This is a genomic window from Paraburkholderia sp. (assembly GCF_036488795.1).
GTDB lineage: Bacteria > Pseudomonadota > Gammaproteobacteria > Burkholderiales > Burkholderiaceae > Paraburkholderia.
Map to the genome: position 1 here is coordinate 1 of NZ_DASXHA010000015.1, position 16,475 is coordinate 16,475.

14 protein-coding genes are annotated in these 16,475 nt (G+C 60.9%); 11 read left to right on the top strand and 3 right to left on the bottom strand.

Going from position 1 to position 16,475, the window contains the following annotated elements; all coding sequences use genetic code 11:
• Positions 1-24: 24 nt before the first annotated feature.
• The 3 genes from VGH41_RS02195 (at position 25) to VGH41_RS02205 (ending at position 2,710) form a co-directional block, all read left to right on the top strand.
• Positions 25-681, top strand: coding sequence for a response regulator transcription factor (locus VGH41_RS02195; protein ID WP_331595706.1), 657 nt, complete (start codon positions 25-27; stop codon positions 679-681).
• Between the two features lie 137 nt (positions 682-818).
• The gene (locus VGH41_RS02200; protein WP_331595707.1) at positions 819-1,145 is read left to right on the top strand and encodes an HdeA/HdeB family chaperone; all 327 of its coding nucleotides are present in this window, start codon (positions 819-821) and stop codon (positions 1,143-1,145) included.
• A 341-nt stretch (positions 1,146-1,486) separates the two neighbouring features.
• Positions 1,487-2,710 (top strand): porin, encoded by a 1,224-nt coding sequence (locus VGH41_RS02205; protein ID WP_331595708.1) that lies wholly within the window; start codon positions 1,487-1,489, stop codon positions 2,708-2,710.
• Between the two features lie 106 nt (positions 2,711-2,816).
• Here VGH41_RS02205 and VGH41_RS02210 read toward each other — a convergent pair whose 3' ends face one another.
• Positions 2,817-4,388 carry a methyl-accepting chemotaxis protein gene (locus VGH41_RS02210; protein ID WP_331595709.1) on the bottom strand — a complete coding sequence of 524 codons (1,572 nt, stop codon included), beginning with the start codon at positions 4,386-4,388 and terminating at the stop codon, positions 2,817-2,819.
• 285 nt (positions 4,389-4,673) lie between these two features.
• Here VGH41_RS02210 and VGH41_RS02215 point away from each other — a divergent pair, with 285 nt between their 5' ends.
• On the top strand, positions 4,674-5,915 hold the full coding sequence (locus tag VGH41_RS02215) for an MFS transporter (RefSeq protein ID WP_331595710.1): 1,242 nt from the start codon (positions 4,674-4,676) through the stop codon (positions 5,913-5,915).
• The gene (locus tag VGH41_RS02220) at positions 5,908-7,578 is read left to right on the top strand and encodes a thiamine pyrophosphate-binding protein (RefSeq protein WP_331595711.1); all 1,671 of its coding nucleotides are present in this window, start codon (positions 5,908-5,910) and stop codon (positions 7,576-7,578) included. The genes VGH41_RS02215 and VGH41_RS02220 overlap by 8 nt, the downstream gene beginning before the upstream one ends.
• On the opposite strand, the gene VGH41_RS02225 is transcribed toward VGH41_RS02220, so the two are convergent.
• Positions 7,559-8,521, bottom strand: a complete 963-nt coding sequence (locus VGH41_RS02225) for a LysR family transcriptional regulator (protein ID WP_331595712.1) — start codon at positions 8,519-8,521, stop codon at positions 7,559-7,561. The genes VGH41_RS02220 and VGH41_RS02225 overlap by 20 nt on opposite strands.
• Positions 8,522-8,779: 258 nt before the next feature.
• On the opposite strand from VGH41_RS02225, the gene VGH41_RS02230 reads away from it, so the two are divergent.
• Both VGH41_RS02230 and VGH41_RS02235 read left to right on the top strand, forming a co-directional pair.
• Positions 8,780-9,871 (top strand): alpha/beta fold hydrolase, encoded by a 1,092-nt coding sequence (locus tag VGH41_RS02230; protein ID WP_331595713.1) that lies wholly within the window; start codon positions 8,780-8,782, stop codon positions 9,869-9,871.
• A gap of 133 nt (positions 9,872-10,004) precedes the next feature.
• Positions 10,005-10,409, top strand: coding sequence for a cupin domain-containing protein (locus VGH41_RS02235; RefSeq protein WP_331595715.1), 405 nt, complete (start codon positions 10,005-10,007; stop codon positions 10,407-10,409).
• A 28-nt stretch (positions 10,410-10,437) separates the two neighbouring features.
• Here VGH41_RS02235 and VGH41_RS02240 read toward each other — a convergent pair whose 3' ends face one another.
• Positions 10,438-11,349, bottom strand: coding sequence for a LysR substrate-binding domain-containing protein (locus VGH41_RS02240; protein WP_331595716.1), 912 nt, complete (start codon positions 11,347-11,349; stop codon positions 10,438-10,440).
• 132 nt (positions 11,350-11,481) lie between these two features.
• Between VGH41_RS02240 and VGH41_RS02245 the strand changes: the two genes are divergently transcribed.
• The 4 genes from VGH41_RS02245 to VGH41_RS02260 all read left to right on the top strand — a co-directional run.
• Positions 11,482-13,149, top strand: a complete 1,668-nt coding sequence (locus tag VGH41_RS02245) for an NAD-dependent malic enzyme (RefSeq protein ID WP_331595717.1) — start codon at positions 11,482-11,484, stop codon at positions 13,147-13,149.
• 12 nt (positions 13,150-13,161) lie between these two features.
• A complete protein-coding gene (gene fumC / locus VGH41_RS02250; protein ID WP_331595718.1) occupies positions 13,162-14,571 on the top strand; it encodes a class II fumarate hydratase in 1,410 nt (469 codons plus the stop codon).
• Between the two features lie 110 nt (positions 14,572-14,681).
• Positions 14,682-15,971, top strand: coding sequence for an NAD(P)/FAD-dependent oxidoreductase (locus tag VGH41_RS02255; protein WP_331595719.1), 1,290 nt, complete (start codon positions 14,682-14,684; stop codon positions 15,969-15,971).
• Between the two features lie 126 nt (positions 15,972-16,097).
• Positions 16,098-16,475 (top strand): cytochrome ubiquinol oxidase subunit I (locus VGH41_RS02260; RefSeq protein ID WP_331595720.1); only part of this gene is annotated, 378 nt, incomplete at its 3' end.

Consider the following 16,475-nt stretch of genomic DNA (forward strand, 5'->3'; position numbering starts at 1 on the left):
CGCTATCCAAAACGATGCGACATCATGCGAGTTTTACTGGTTGAAGAGGATTTGCAGATTGGCCAAAACCTGCTTCGCGCATTGAAGAATGCGGAATGCAGTGTCGACTGGGTGCGCGATGGCAACGCAGGTAGCGTAGCCATCAATACGGCTTACTATGCAGTGGTTTTGCTCGATCTCGGCCTGTCGGGTGCAGGCGAAATCGATCTGCTACGCGCATTGCGTGCCGCAGGCAACGACGTCCCGGTGCTGATTCTTACCGCACTGGACGACCTGGAGACGCGCGTGCACGGTCTTGACGTCGGTGCTGACGATTGTGTACCCAAGCCATTCGAAGTTCGTGAACTTCTTGCGCGTATCCGGGCGGTATTGCGGCGCAAGGCGGGCTATGCGACCCCGCGTATCGGTGGCGAATCGCTCAACCTCGATCTCGAGAAACGCATGTTGTGCTGCAATGGGGTAGCGTCTTCGCTCTCCGCGCGCGAGTTCGCGCTGATGCATGCGTTCCTGGAAAAGCCCGGCATGATCCTGTCACGCGGCCAGCTCGAGGACAGGCTATACGGCTGGGGCAAAGAGGTGGAAAGCAATGCCATTGACGTGCTGATCCATACGATGCGCAAGAAGTTCGGGCAATCCTTGATCCGCAACGTGCGTGGACTTGGCTGGACCGTGGCTCATTGAAATGCTTCTGTCGGTGCACGAAAAATAGCGGACTAATTCTGAGCTAATTGAGTCGCCTTAAAGTGGATACCTGGTGATCTGCCGTACCCGGCAACACTACGAACAAAGTTCAATCCGATCCATATAAGGAGTGTTAAATGAAATCCGCAAAAATTCTCGCTGTTCTGGCCTGTGTAGCCATCCCTCTCGCGGCTAGTGCGCAGGAAACCAAAATGAGTCCGGCAAAAATGACATGCGCGGACTTTACCGTCGTTGACGAGGCCTACCGTCCGGCGCTGGTTTACTGGGTCGCGGGTGTGGACAAACTCGGGGTCAAGGAAACCGATACGATGGTGGTGGATACCGCTCATCCAGTAGGAGAAGCAGTTTTCGAGGAGTGCAAGAAAGACCCGCAAGCACGGTTTATGTCGAAAGTCAGATCCATGATCAAGGCCAAGAAAATATCCCTCTTCGAGCATCATTAAGTCGAGTGTCTGTGATTCGAATGCGTGGCCGGCAGCGGTCAGCCGACCGCAACCACCAGAGCGTCGGCAGTCGGCATGTGTGTTCGTCGAGTGTCGGACGCTGCGGTCAGAACTGGCGAATATAAAAATTCTGAAAGCTTGGCGCCCCACGCTTTGCAAGCTGCGCTTATCACAGGTTGTCTGGTTCAAAGATGAAGCCTAATAGGCATTTGCATAAAAAACACGTTATTTTGCATTTCAAAAGATTTCAAAGAGGTGGATGTCTAGACTCCCATCTCCAGCGGACCCTTAGGGTCCACTGGCGTGAAAACACCAATTATAGAAATGGAGTCTTGACCAAAATGAAGAATCACAAGCTTCTGTTTGCCGCGACGCTCGCAGCGCTCGGCACAACTGCAGCCCATGCGCAAGGCAGTGTGACCCTGTACGGCCTGCTGGATGCCGGCATCAGCTACACGAACAACGTCCGCGTCGGCACCAACGAGGGCAGCGGCAACGTCGCCTTGAGCAACGGCATCATGCAAAGCAATCGTTGGGGCCTGAAAGGCGCTGAAGATCTGGGTGACGGCCTGAAGGCAATCTTTGTGCTCGAAGACGGCTTCAACCTGACCAACGGCAAGATGGGGCAAGGCGGCCGCCTGTTCGGCCGTAATGCTTTTGTCGGCCTGACGAGCAATTCACTCGGCTCCGTGACGCTGGGTCGTCAGAACGAATTCATGTACGACTATGTCGGCCATCTGGCGTTCGAAGACTTCGGTGGCGTGGGTGGCAACATCTTCGCGCACGTGATGGACAACGACAACATGCTCGGAACGTTCCGCGTCAACAACGCAGTGAAATATTCGAGCTTGAATTACAACGGCCTGAGCTTCGGCGCCCTGTATGGCTTCTCGAACGAAGCAGGCGGCTTTGCGAACAACCGCGCCTATAGCTTCGGTGCCCAGTACAGCCACGGCCCGATCAATGCGGCGTTGGGTTACACGCAAGTGAACAACAGCCTCAACGCCCTGGGCCAAACCAGCAACACCGGTGGCGCAGTGGATAGCGACAGCTCGACCGCTGATGCACCCTTCACGGCGGAGCGTCAGCGTTCGTTCGGCGGCGGTCTTAACTATACGTTCGGCCCGGCCAACATTGGTTTCGTGATCACGGACACCAAGCTGAACAATGCAACGGGCTTCAGCGCCGGCTCCGCGACCCTGACGGCCGCCAATGCCGCTTCGGTTCATTTCACCAACTACGAAGTGAACGCGCATTACAACGTGACGCCGGCATTGACGCTGGGCGCGGCTTACACCTACACCGATGGCAAGTTCGACAACCGGTTGAGCTCGGCATCGCCGAAGTGGGACCAGTTCGGCCTGCTGGCGGATTACTCGTTGTCGAAGCGCACGGACGTGTACGCTGGCGCCAACTACATCCACCTGACCGGCGGTCTGGCTCCGGGTGCGCAGGGTGGGAATTCCAGCCTGTTCAACTTTGAAGGTGCAAGTTCCTTCATCGGTGGCACGGCGGCATCCACGAATCAGGTGGTGGTCGGCGCGGGTATGCGCACCCACTTCTAAGCGTTACTTGCTGGCGTAAGAAAGGCACCGCTCGCGGTGCCTTTTTTTATGAGCAGGGCAGCGGTCGGGAAACGCTTCGGCTGTCCCACTGCGGGCCGCGCGATCGTCAAAAGGTCCTGCTAGAAAGTGCTGAATCCAGCTTGAAGACCGTCACGGCTTCGCGCATCCCATTGGATTGCGCTGCGAGCGACTGCGCGGCCGCCGATGCCTCTTCGACGAGCGCGGCATTCTGCTGGGTGACGTCGTCCATCTGCGCGACTGCCCGGTTCACCTGTTCGATGCCAGCGTGCTGCTGTTCCGACGCTGCAGCGATTTCGTTCATGAGGTTGGCCACGCGCTTTGCAGAGGCGACGACCTCGTCGATCGTGATACCGGTTTCGTCCACCAGCTTTGAGCCCTCGTTGACATGGGCGACCGACTGGCCGATCAACTCCTTGATTTCCTTGGCGGCGCTCGCGCTGCGCTGCGCGAGACTGCGCACTTCGGAGGCGACCACCGCAAATCCACGCCCTTGTTCGCCGGCGCGGGCCGCTTCCACCGCAGCGTTTAGCGCAAGGATATTGGTTTGGAACGCAATCCCTTCAATCACGCCAATGATCTGCTCGACCCGCTCTGACGAGCCGGAAATCTTGTGCATCGTCTCGACCACGCGCCGAACCATTTCGCCGCCGCGCTCGGCGGTCGCCGAAGCGGTGACCGCAAGCGTGTTGCCCTGACGTGCACTCTCGGTGTTGTGTTTTACAGTCGTGGTGAGTTCGCCCATGCTGGCCGATGTCTGCTCAAGCGACGCAGCCTGCTCTTCGGTGCGCGAGGACAGATCCATGTTGCCGACAGCAATTTCCTTGGCCGCGGTATCGATGGCGCTCGCACCGTCTCTCACCGCACTAATGGTTTCGACCAGTTTGCGTTGCATTGCCTGAAGGCCGGTCATCATTTGACCCATTTCGTCGGACGAGCGAACCTCGACGCGCGCGGTCAGATCACCCTCAGCGATCGCCCTGAAATGATTGAGGGCCTCCCCAATCGGGCGACCAATCGCGCGTTGCAGCGATCTCCATGCAAGCGCCGCCGCCACGATTGCAAACGCGACGCCGGCTATCGCGATACCGACAAACCAGCCGAAACGCGCCTCGGCCCGAACATAGAACGCCTGCGCGATGCTCGCCTGTTTCTGTTCGAGCGCGTCGATTCTGCCGGTGACATCGCCATATTGTGCGGTTGACATGGCCGCCACGGCAGCCTTGATTTTGTCGGGGTCGCCGGCCGTGATAGCCTGAAAAACCGGCCCGTAACTGCTCGTCGCCAGCTCATCCAGTCCTTTATTGACTTCGTCGGCGGCGCGCGCTTCGTCTGCGTCTGACGGAGGCAATGCACGATAAGCATCCCACGCCTTCTTTGACCGATCGAGCTGGGCTTTGGCGTTTTGCGCGAATTTGGGCACGTCGGCGCCGGCCGGGTCGAGCGCGATGCGGAAGATCCAGAGACGTCCTCTTGCGAGCGCGACGCTGGCTTCGCTGAGTGCGACCGACGAGGCAAGCTGATCGGAATAGAGCTGCTGCAGGTCGCCATTGCTCATCGCAACGCCGCCGATGCCCATTGCCCCGCCGACAATCAACAGGACACTCAGGAAACCCATCGCCAAAGCGAGGCGACTGCGGATTGAAAGGCCTTTAATCATGATGCTATGCACCCCGTATTCATATATCTACCTCTACGTCCGGGAACGCTCCCGCAAGCGGCAGAGGATTGCTTTCCTACGTTTGAATTACGGCTGACACCCTGGAAACTTAAGGTCGGCTTCTGACGCTCAAGTGCATAGCTGCTATGCGCCTCGCGCAAAGGTCAATCCAGATACGGCGCGGCATAATCCGACGCACGACTTTAGCGCGGGCTCGCGTCGACCCACTGCCGCGCACGACGACAAAAACGACAGGCACTCATGTGCCTGATGGAGATACACGTCATGCAACCGTGGTACAGCACCATGGCGCCCGCCCAGCGCCGGACTTTCTGGGCCTGCTTCCTCGGCTGGGTCCTCGATGCCATGGACGTGCAGTTCTTCGCCTTCGTGATTCCGACCTTGTTGACCGCGTGGGGCATGACCAAGGCGCAGGCTGGCGTGATCGGCACCTCGGCGCTGGTGTCGTCGGCGATCGGCGGTGTCGTCGCGGGCGTGCTTGCGGACCGCATCGGCCGCGTACGCGTGCTCAAACTGGCAATCCTTTGGTTTTCGCTGTTCACCGGACTTTCCGCCTTCACGAGCAGCTTTCATCAACTGCTTTTCACGCGCAGCCTGCAGGGACTCGGCTTTGGTGGCGAGTGGGCCGCGGGCGCGATCCTGATCGGGGAAGTCGTCGACAAACGCATTCGCGGCCGCGCAGTGGGCTCGGTGCAAAGCGGCTGGCCGGTCGGCTACGCGCTGGCGACGCTCGCCTACTGGACCCTGTTCGGCCTGCTGCCCGAGCATCTCGCGTGGCGTGTGCTGTTCCTGGTCGGCCTGTTGCCCGGTCTGCTCGTGCTGTGGATGCGCCGTAACATCGACGAGTCGCAGGCGTTTCAGTCCGCCGCTACCTACCGCGAAAAAAACAGCCCACTCGAAACTTTTACGCACGTCTTCGGGCGCAAGGTGCTCTCGCGCACCGTGCTCGCTTCTCTGATGGCCGCGGGCGCGCTCGGTGGCAACTACACGATCCTCACATGGCTGGTCACGTATCTGCGCGAGACGCAGGGTCTCACGGTCAACCTCACGACGATCTATCTGGCCGTCAACCTGTTCGGCTCGTTCTGCGGCTATATCGGCATGGCCTATCTCAGCGACGGCATCGGCCGGCGCTGGACATTCGCGTTGTCCGCGGCTGGGGCGACTGTGACCGTGCTGGCCTATACCCGTCTGCATCTGCCGCTCTCGACGCTGCTCGTGCTCGGTTTTCCGCTCGGACTTTTCCAGTCCGGCATCGTGTCGGGCATGGGTGCATGTTTCACAGAACTCTTTCCCGCGCAGATCCGGGCGTCGGCGGGGGGCTTTTCGTACAACTTCGGTCGCGGCGTCGGCGCGCTCGTGCCCGCGGCCGTCGGCATGACGAGTGCCTCGGTCGGACTGGGAGAATCGATCGGCGTATGGGCCGCGGCCTCCTACGTGCTTGTCTTCGTCGTCGCCGTGTTCCTGCCAGAAACCCGTAACAAGGAGCTTGAAGTCCATGTCTGAAACCGCACAACTGCGCAACGGCGGTCGCATCCTCGTCGACGCACTCGCGCGCAACGGTGCCGATACCGTCTACTGTGTACCCGGCGAGAGTTATCTGGCTGTGCTCGACGCGCTGCACGACGCGCACGGGATTCGCACCATCACGACGCGCCACGAGGGCGCCGCTTCGAATATGGCGGATGCGTATGGCAAGCTCACGGGCCGCCCGGGCATCTGCTTCGTGACGCGCGGCCCGGGCGCGACGCACGCGAGCAACGGTGTGCACACTGCCAGCGAAGACTCGACGCCGATGCTTCTGTTTATCGGGCAAGTGGAGCGCGGCTTCATCGGACGCGGCGCGTTTCAGGAGGTCGACTACCGGCAGATGTTCGGCGGCATTGCGAAGTGGGTCACGGAGATCGACAGCATCGAGCGCATTCCCGAGATCATCGCGAAGGCTTATAGCGTGGCGCTGTCGGGTCGTCCTGGGCCAGTCGTGATCGCGTTGCCCGAAGACGTACTGTTCAATTCCGCCGAGGTGAACGACGCGCTACCCGCGCGCATCGCCCAGGCAGCGCCCGAGCCGCAGGCGCTGGATGCGCTACGCACGTTGCTCGCACAGGCCGAGCGTCCGCTCGTCGTGGTCGGGGGCACCGGCTGGAACCCGGACGCGTGCGCCGCGCTCAAGCGTTTCGCGCACGCCAACCGCTTGCCGGTGGCGGCATCGTTCCGTCGTCAGGATCTGTTCGACAATCGCGATGCCCATTACTGCGGGCAACTCGGGCTTGGCGTGTCGCCGAAACTCGCGCAACGTGCGCGTGACGCCGACTTGCTGATCGTGATCGGCTCGCGGCTTGCGGAGACCACTTCGTCCGGTTACACGGTATTCGAAAGCCCGGTGCCGAAGCAGACACTGATTCATGTGCATCCTGATGCCGAGGAGCTTGGCCGCGTCTATCAGGCGCGCCTGCCGATCAACGCGTCGCTGAGTGCGTTCGCACTGGCGCTCGACGGCGTGGTGCCCATCGCGGCCGAAGGGCAGCAGCGTTGGCACGCGTGGACCGATGCGGCGCGTGCGGACTATATGGCGCACTCTACGCCGCAACCGGCCAGCCCCGAGATCGCGGGCGTCGATCTTGCGCAGGTCGTCGCTCACCTGAACCAGGTGCTGCCTGACGACGCGGTGATTGCCAACGGGGCGGGCAATTACACGGTCTGGGTCCATCGCTTTTACCGTTACCGCAGTCCTGCGACGGAACTCGCGCCAACCAACGGCGCCATGGGCTACGGATTTCCAGCCGCGATTGCAGCAAAACTCAGGAATCCAGAACGTCAGGTGGTCTGTTTCGCGGGCGACGGCTGTTTCATGATGTACCCGCAGGAACTCGCAACCGCGGTCCAGTTCGGCGCGCCGCTCATCGTCATCGTAGTGAACAACAACATGCTTGGCACGATCCGCATGCATCAGGAGCGTGAATATCCCGGGCGCGTGTCGGCCACGCGTCTGGTCAATCCCGACTTCATCGCGATGGCGCGCGCGTTCAATGCGCATGCCGAACTGGTTGAGCGCACGGAAGATTTCCCGGCAGCGTTCGAACGCGCGCAGCGCGCGGGCGTAGCGGCGCTCATCGAGTTGCGCACCGACCCGCGGCAGATCACGCCCATCAGCCGTTTGAGCGCGTGAGGCCGGTCGTGTCCGACGTGAGCATGGTGGTGCCCGGCCACGCGCCGTTGCCGACCAGTTCGGCGGCGAGCTCGCGGATCATCTGCGCGACATTCCAGACGCCCTCCGGCATCGAGCGATTCTGCGGCCACGCGATGGCCACATCGCGCCGCACGACCGGACTGACGAGCGGAAAGCACCGAAGCCGCCCGGCAGCGGCTTCTTCCACCACCGAAGCGGCCGGTAGCACCGTGCAGCCGCAGCGTTCCATCACGAGCCGCTTGGTGAGCGAGATCGATCCGTCGCATTCGAGGGCGATGTTCGGCGTGAAGCCGTGCCGCGCGGCCAGCGTTTCTACAAGCAGACGCAAGCCATGATGGGTGCTCGGCAGAATGAGCGGGATGTTGCCAAGCGCGTGCACGCCGACGGGGCCGTCGTCGGGCATGTAGTCCGGCGGGGTGACGAGGCAGATGTCCTCGGTCAGCAGCACGTCGTGTTGCATCGCGCCCGGATGTTCGGGCACATACATCACCGCGAGGTCGAGATCGCCGTCGCTGAGCCGCCTGAGGATCTGGCTCGCGAGTCCCTCGACGAAACGGATGCGCGTGTCGGGATAACGCGCCTTGAGCCGATGTCCGAGCTGGCCAAACATGATGCGCGCGATGGTAGGTTGAGCCGCGATCGTCAGGTTGGCCGGGCCGCGCTCGTCGCCGTTGCGCATCGCTTTGCCCGCTTCATCGAGCGTGCGTTCGAGGGTGAGCGCATAGCCGAGCAACTGTTCACCGCGCTCGGTGAGTCCGACTCCACGGCCGCTGCGGCGAAAGAGCCGCACACCGAGTTCGGCTTCGAGCAAACCGATGCGCCGGCTGATCGTCGATTGATTCGCGCCCAATTCCATTGCGGTACGCGAAAAGCTTCCTGTCTTCGCGACGTGCGCGAACATTTCGAGGTCGTCCGAGTTCATAGACTACTGATGACGGTCACGGATGGCGTCATGAAACCAGCGCGCATTGGAGCGCTGAAATGCAGACGAGAGAAGCATGGGCGGCTTGCAGTTCAACTCTGGCTCCCAGCTTTCAAAGCGGCAATTATGGCACCGAGTTTCAGGTTTGTTGCTTGACGCGGGTGCGGACCGCGTCCTGATCAGTGGACGGCGCGCTCGCCTGGATTTACTTGATATCCGCTTTTACTTAACCACAGCCCGGCACGGGCGAAAGAGACCATGCTTAAAGGAAGATTGTTGAGGGCCGCGTTCGGCTTGTGCATCGCCGCTCTTGTCGGCGTCGATGCGGCACACGCCGACGATGCCGTTCAGACTGCCACACCGGAGCAAGCCGCCGATTTCATTGCCCACGACTTCCGTTTTTCGGACGGCACTAGCCTGCCGGAAGTCCGGATTCACTATGTCACGATCGGCACCCCGCGGCGTGATGCACAAGGCCGGATCGACAATGCGGTATTGTTGATGCACGGCACGACCGGTAGCAGCGAGGAATTCTTGACGCCGCTGATGCGCCGCGAGTTGTACGGCCCCGGCCAACCTCTCGATGCGCGGCGCTATTTCGTCGTGATCCCCGACGGACTCGGCCGCGGCGGCTCCAGCAAGCCGAGCGACGGCTTGCGCTCGCACTTCCCGCACTACGGCTATAACGACGTGGTGGAGGCCAATCATCAATTGCTGGTGGATGGCCTGCACATCACCCATTTGCGGCTGGTCCTCGGCGTCTCGATGGGCGGCATGCAAACCTGGATTTGGGGCGAACGCTATCCTGACATGGCTGATGCACTGATGCCTGTGGTGAGTCAGCCCATCGCCATTGCCGGGCGCAACTGGCTATGGCGGCAGATGATTGTCGGCGCGATCCGCAACGATCCTGACTGGCATAACGGCGACTACACCACCGAGCCGACCCAGTGGCTGCGCGTCATGCCGATTTTCGGCGTCCTCACCGTCAACCCCGCTCGCATGCAGACGCTGGCGCCCGATCGAAAGACCGCGACAGACCTGTATGACAGTCTGGTTCATCAGGCCGCGAAGAACGACGCGAACGACGTCTTGTACTGGTTCGAATCGTCATGGGACTACAACCCCACCGCGCAATTGAACCAGATTCGTGCCCGGGTGCTGGCTGTCAATTTTGACGACGACTTGCTCAACGCGACCGACCTCGGCGTCATGCAGCGTCTGATACCGTTGGTCCCGCATGGACGCTATGTCGAAGTACCGGAGACGGATCATTCGTACGGACATCAGACACAGACGCATCCGGAAGCGTGGAAATCCTATCTGGCCGAATTGCTGGCCGGGCATTGAGAGCGTTGAGCCAGCAAGTCTGGTTAGAGAGGAGGGCATTGTTCCGGTGTGACGAAGTCAGGCTGGACACCTTTCGCCAAAATACGCGCGCTATACGAATCCAGCGCGCGAATTTCATCTGATAGGAATCCTTGTGAAACAAGCAAAGTACTTTGTAGTTGGCATTCTATTCATCGCAGCATCATCGGTTTGTCTCGCCCAAAATACTGGCGTAAGCCGAACGGAGGTGATCAAGGCCGACGTCTCGGTGCCGGGCCGCGAAGCAGTTGTGTCACGCGTTGAGATTGCGCCTGGTGGAAAGCTTGGCTGGCACACGCATGCTGGCGACGAAATCAGCTATGTCGAATCAGGCGAGTTGACGCTTCTCGTGGCAGGAAAGCCTGAACAGAAGATTGCAGCGGGAGGTGGCTTTGTGGTGCAAGCCGGCGCGGTACATAGCGCGAGGAACGATGGCACCTTACCCGTCCAGCTGATTACGGTGCATGTGGTGGACAAGGGTAAGCCTTTGGCCACGCCAGCTGCACCTCCGGCCGAATAAGGCAAACCTAAGGGAGCGCCGGTTCCCTTCACCGCTGTGTTTTGCGCCACCCCCGCGCCATCTCCCGGGCCACCGCCAGAAAGAGCCGCACAACCGGCGACGGGTTGTGGCGCCGCCATGCAAGACTGATCGACGCTTTGGGCGCATTCCCCGCAATCGGCAGATACACCACTTCTTCCATCTGTATCTGAGTGGTTGAGTGCGGGACGATCGAAACGCCAAAGCCTGCTCCGACCAGCGGCGCGATAGACACGATCTGCGGCGCCTCCTGGCCAAGCCTCGGAAGAAAACCGGCACGCTGACACGCCGATGTGATTGCGTCATACAGTCCCTCGCCGATTGCGCGCGGGAACAGCAAAAACGTTTCCTCTGCGAGCGCGGACAGCGAGACCGGCTGGCCGGCTCGTGCGAGCGGATGGCTGTGCGGCAGCACCACCATCATGTCCTCCCTTACCAGCAATTCAACATCCAGATCCTCGGCGCTCTCGATGGGTGGCCGGATGAAAGCCGCATCCACGCGTCCTTCCCGCAGCCCTGCCACCAGGGCAGGGGTATTGCTTTGTTCCGGCGAGAGCACGACATCCGGACGGCGGGTACGGAACTCGCGAATGATGGCGGGCAGCAGCGGCTGGAAGTAGGTCGCGCCTGCAAAGCCGACCCGCATGTGACCGATTTCGCCGCGCGATAGCCGCTGCACGTCCGTGCAGGTGCGATCCACCAGTGCCAGGATGTGCCGCGCACTGTCCAGCAACAGCACGCCTGCTTCAGTCAGTTCGACTCCTCGCGACAGGCGGCGAAACAGCGTGGCGCCGATCTCGCGCTCCAGCCGCTGAATCTGCAGGCTGAGCGGCGGCTGGCCGATGCCGAGGCGCTCCGCAGCACGCGTGAAATGGCGTTCCTCGGCGACCACAACGAAATACCTCAGATGTCGAAGCTCCATGGAGCACACCTCAGTTATTTACTAAAAGATATCGAAATCGAGACTTCCAATATATTGGACTGCGGACTCGATCGCAAGATACTACGTTCACTGATGGTTTGTTAAACCTTCCAACTGAAAGGATGCCAAGCGATGACGTTGTCCATGTCCCCCACGCCGGCGAATGCCGGTAACGAGCGCGTACCCGCAGCACTGCGCGGTGCTGCGCTGTTGCGAAACCCGCATGCCAACAAGTTCACTGCGTTTACCGCGGTGGAGCGCGAAGAGCTGGGCCTGACGGGTCTGCTACCGGAACAGGTAGAAACCGAGGACGCGCAGATTGACCGCGTTCTGCGCCAGATCGATCTGAAGACGAGCGACCTCGAGCGCTACATTTTTCTGTCGTCCTTGCTCGAGACAAACGAGACGCTGTATTACCGGGTGGTCATGTCGGATCCGGCGCGCTTCATTCCTCTGGTGTATACGCCGACCGTCGGCGAAGCGTGCGAAAAGTTCGGCCATATCCTGCGACGTCCACGTGGCCTGTACCTCTCGATCAATCGCAAGGAGCAACTCAAGGAGATCCTGCGTAACTGGACGCAGCCCGATGTCCGCTTCATCGTCGTCACCGACGGCGAACGGATTCTGGGTCTCGGTGACCTCGGCGTAAACGGTATGGGTATTCCGGTCGGCAAACTGGCGCTCTACACCGCTTGTGCCGGCGTTCCTCCTCAGCTGACCTTGCCGATCACGCTGGACGTGGGCACCAACAACGAGAACCTGCTTGCCGATCCCCTTTATCTGGGGCTGCGCCAGCGTCGCGTGACAGGGGCCGAGTACGACGAATTTATCGAGGCGTTTGTCACGGCCGTGCAGGAAGTCTTTCCGCGTGCCTGCATTCAGTTCGAGGACTTTGCGTTCCCGCACGCAGCGCCGATCCTTGCGCGGTATCGCGATCGTGTGTCCTGCTTTAACGACGACATTCAGGGCACCGCAAGCGTGGTGCTTGCCGGAGTCCTCGCAGCGCTGCGCGTGACGGGCGGTTCGCTTGCAGATCAACGGTTCCTGTTTCTTGGCGGCGGAACGGCTGGTTGTGGCATTGCGAGTCTTCTGGCGAAAGCGATGGTGCAGGCCGGTGTGCCGGAGAAAGAGGCGCATGGCGCGATCTCCCTGTTCGACAAGGACGGCCTGATCCATGCCGGGCGTGCGGACCTGGCCGACTTCCAGCGCCCGTTCGCGCACGACCATGCACCGGTCGACAACTTCGTCACCGCAATCGAAACGCTGCGTCCCACGGCCATCATTGGCGTCAGTACGGCAGGCAAGGCGTTCAGCCAACCCGTCATCGAAGCGATGGCGCGCGTCAACGAACGGCCTATCATCTTCCCGCTCTCGAACCCCACGTCACATTCGGAGTGCAGCGCGGAAGAAGCGTATGTCTGGTCCGACGGCCGTGCGGTATTTGCCAGCGGCAGTCCGTTCGGGCCGGTGAATTTCAAGGGCCGTACGTTCACGCCTGGTCAGGGCAACAACGTCTACATTTTCCCGGCGCTAGGCATGGCGATCTACGCGACCGAGGCGCGGCGCGTCACGGAGGAAATGCTGGTGGTCGCCGCCGAGGCGCTCGCCAAACAGGTGACCCCGGCGGATCTCGACGCGGGACTGATCTATCCGCCGCAAGCGCGCATCTTCGAAACATCGCTGGCGGTGGCGCGCGAGGTGGCGAGCTTCATTTTCGATCAGGGTCTTGCCGGTGTTGCCCGTCCCGATGATCTGCACGCGTTCATCGATTCCAAGGTCTACCGCCCGACATACGCATAGGCGATGGAGAACATGATGAACAATATCCGCACAGAGGTCGACAGCCTTGGAGAGGTGAGCGTTCCCGCTGACCGTCTTTGGGGCGCGCAGACCCAACGGTCTATCGAGCATTTCAGCATCGGCCGCGACCTGATGCCGCGGGAAATGATCACTGCTTATGCGTTTCTCAAGAAGGCAGTGGCCAATTCCAATCACGCCGGCAAACGTCTTGACGATCGCTCTCACGCGCTGATTACCCAGGTCTGCGACGAGATCCTCGCCGGCCAGCATCACGACATGTTTCCGTTGCATGTCTGGATGACGGGTAGTGGCACGCAGTTCAACATGAACGTCAACGAGGTGATCGCGAATCGCTGCAGTCAGATCGTGGGCGCGCCGCTCGGCAGCAAGATACCGGTTCACCCGAACGATCACGTCAACATGTCGCAGTCGTCGAATGATTCGTTTCCTTCGGCGATGTACATGGCCGCTGCCATCAACACGACGCAGCGCCTGATTCCGGCAGTGAAGGCATTGCATGACGCGATCGCGGCGAAGGCCGTGGAGTGGGCTGACATCGTGAAGATTGGCCGCACCCATATGCAGGATGCCACTCCGCTGACGCTAGGTCAGGAGTGGTCAGGCTACGCCGGCATGCTTGCCGACAATCTTGCACGCATCGACGACACGCTGAAGGGCGTCTATTGCCTCGCGCTGGGTGGCACCGCCGTCGGCACGGGAATCAACGCAGCCCCTGGTTTCGCAGAAGACGTCGCGGCTGAAATCGCCGCGCTGACGGGACTGCCGTTCGTGAGCGCGCCGAACAAGTTCACGGTGCAGGGCGCGCATGATGCATTGGTGCAGCTTTCAGGCACGTTGCGTTCGCTTGCGGTGTCACTCTATAAGATCGGCAATGATATTCGCCTGATGGCGTGCGGTCCGCGCGCGGGATTTGCCGAGCTGATGCTGCCGGAAAACGAACCCGGTTCGTCCATCATGCCCGGCAAGGTCAATCCGACCCAGGTCGAGGCGCTGACCATGCTCGCCGTGCAGGTCATGGCGAACGACGTTGCCGTCGGATTTGGTGGCGCAAGCGGCTATCTGGAGATGAACGTTTACAAGCCGCTGATCATCTTCAATCTGATGCAGTCGATCACGTTGATGACTGACGGTTGTACGAACTTCCGGCGCTACCTGGTTGAAGGCACCCGACCGAACCTGAAGAAGATCAATGAGGATGTCGACCGCTCGCTGATGCTGGTTACGGCGCTGGTGCCGGTGGTCGGCTATGACCACGCTTCAGCTATCGCACATCACGCCATGCATCACGATCTGACCTTGAAGGCGGCGGCGCTCGAACTTGGCTTCGTTGATGAAACGACTTTCGATCGCGTGGTGGATCCGGCCAAAATGGTTAGACCTTACGTTGCCAAAGCAGGTTGATGTAGCAAGTGCTCCGGCCGGCAGCGTGCGAGACACCCTGTGTGATGTTTCCACCGCTGCGGCCGTAGCGTGCCGGCATCCATATTTCCCCTTTTTTTTCGAGCACACTCATGTCTCAAGCCGTTCGTATTGTCATCGCGGGAGGTGGGATCGCGGGTATCCTGCTCGCGACCAAACTTGGCGATCAGCTAGGCCGCAGCGGCCGCGCCGCTGTCACGCTGATCGACAACAGCCCCACGCACATCTGGAAACCGATGCTGCATACCATCGCCGCGGGCACGCGCGACGTTCAGCAGGAGCAGATCGTCTATCTCGCGCATGCCCGCAAACATGGGTTCACGTATCTGCCGGGCGAGGTACGAGGGCTGGACCGTGAGCGTCGCCGCGTCGAGCTCGGCGAGATCCGCACGCAGGAAGGCGCGGTGATCGTCGATGCCCGCGAAGTCGAATACGACGTCCTCGTGATGGCGCTTGGCAGCCGCGCGAATGATTTCGGCGTGCCAGGCGTCAGATCCCACTGCCATTTCATCGACAGCCAGCAGCAGGCGGAAAACTTCAACGTGGTGCTGCGTAACCACATCCTTCGCAGCGTGGCGAAGGACGAAGCGTTGCGCGTAGCGGTGGTCGGCGCGGGTGCCACGGGCGTCGAATTGTCCGCGGAGCTGAGCCGCCTGCTTGAGGGGGTATCCCGCTATGGGGACCCATCCGTGCGAAGCCGTCTGAGCCTGACGCTACTCGAAAGCGGTCCGCGCGTGCTGGCGTCGTTCCCGCCGCAAATTTCCGCGTCGAGCCAGCAGCAGCTCGAAAACATCGGCTTTCGGGTGATGACCTCGACGCAGGTCACATCGGCCGACGCGCGTGGCTTTCACCACAACGACTCGTTCGTCGAGGCCGATCTGATGGTGTGGGCGGCGGGGGTCAAGGCAGGTGACTTCATGAACAACCTCGCCGGCTTGGAGACGAACCGTTCGAACCAGCTGATCGTCGATGCGACGCTGCAGACCACCCGCGACGATCATGTGTTTGCCGTAGGAGATTGCGCGAGCCTGACACCTCGAGGCTACGAACGTCCGCTGCCGCCGACCGCGCAGGTCGCGACACAGCAGGCGGAATATCTCGCGCGTCATTTGCCGCGCTGGCTGGAGGGGAAGCCGCTGCCGAGATTCGAGTTCCGCGACTTCGGTGCGCTGGTGTCATTGAGCGACTACGCCGCCTATGGCGCGCTCGGCCGCATCGGCTTCTTCAAGGGCGGCATCATCCGTGGACGCGCGGCGCATCTGGGTCACGCCATGCTGTATCGCCGGCACCAGCGCGCCTTGCACGGCCTGGGCAAAGCATCGCTGATGTGGGCCGCAGAGCAGGTCAACAGCCTCGTGCAGCCGAAAATCCGCCTCGCCTGAGCGGGTAAGCCCGCCGTACGGCTTCCCGCCGTCCAGCCATTCCGTACGAGCGCGCGACTTTCATTTTCTATTGGCGGATTGTTGCGGCTGCGGCGGCGCTCAACGCCAACCTGTCTGGTGATCAAAATGCATGTTGAAGCTCTGAATCTCGCGCGCAGCCAGTTCGCGATGACCGCAATCTTTCATATTCTCTGGCCGATTTTAACGATCAGCTTGTCCGCCTTTCTCTTCATCGTAGAGACACTGTGGGTCAAAACGGAAGACGTCGTCTGGTACCGGCACGCCCGCTTCTGGAGCAAGCTTCTTGTTCTGAACTTTGCCGTGGGCGTGGTGAGCGGCATCCCGATGGAATTCCAGTTCGGTACCAACTGGGGACCGTTTTCGAATTACACCGGTGAATTCTTCGGCAACATTCTCGGCTTCGAAGGCGCCATGGCGTTCATGCTCGAAGCGGGCTTCGTGGGCATCATGATGCTCGGCTGGGAACGCGTGCCCAAGGCAGTG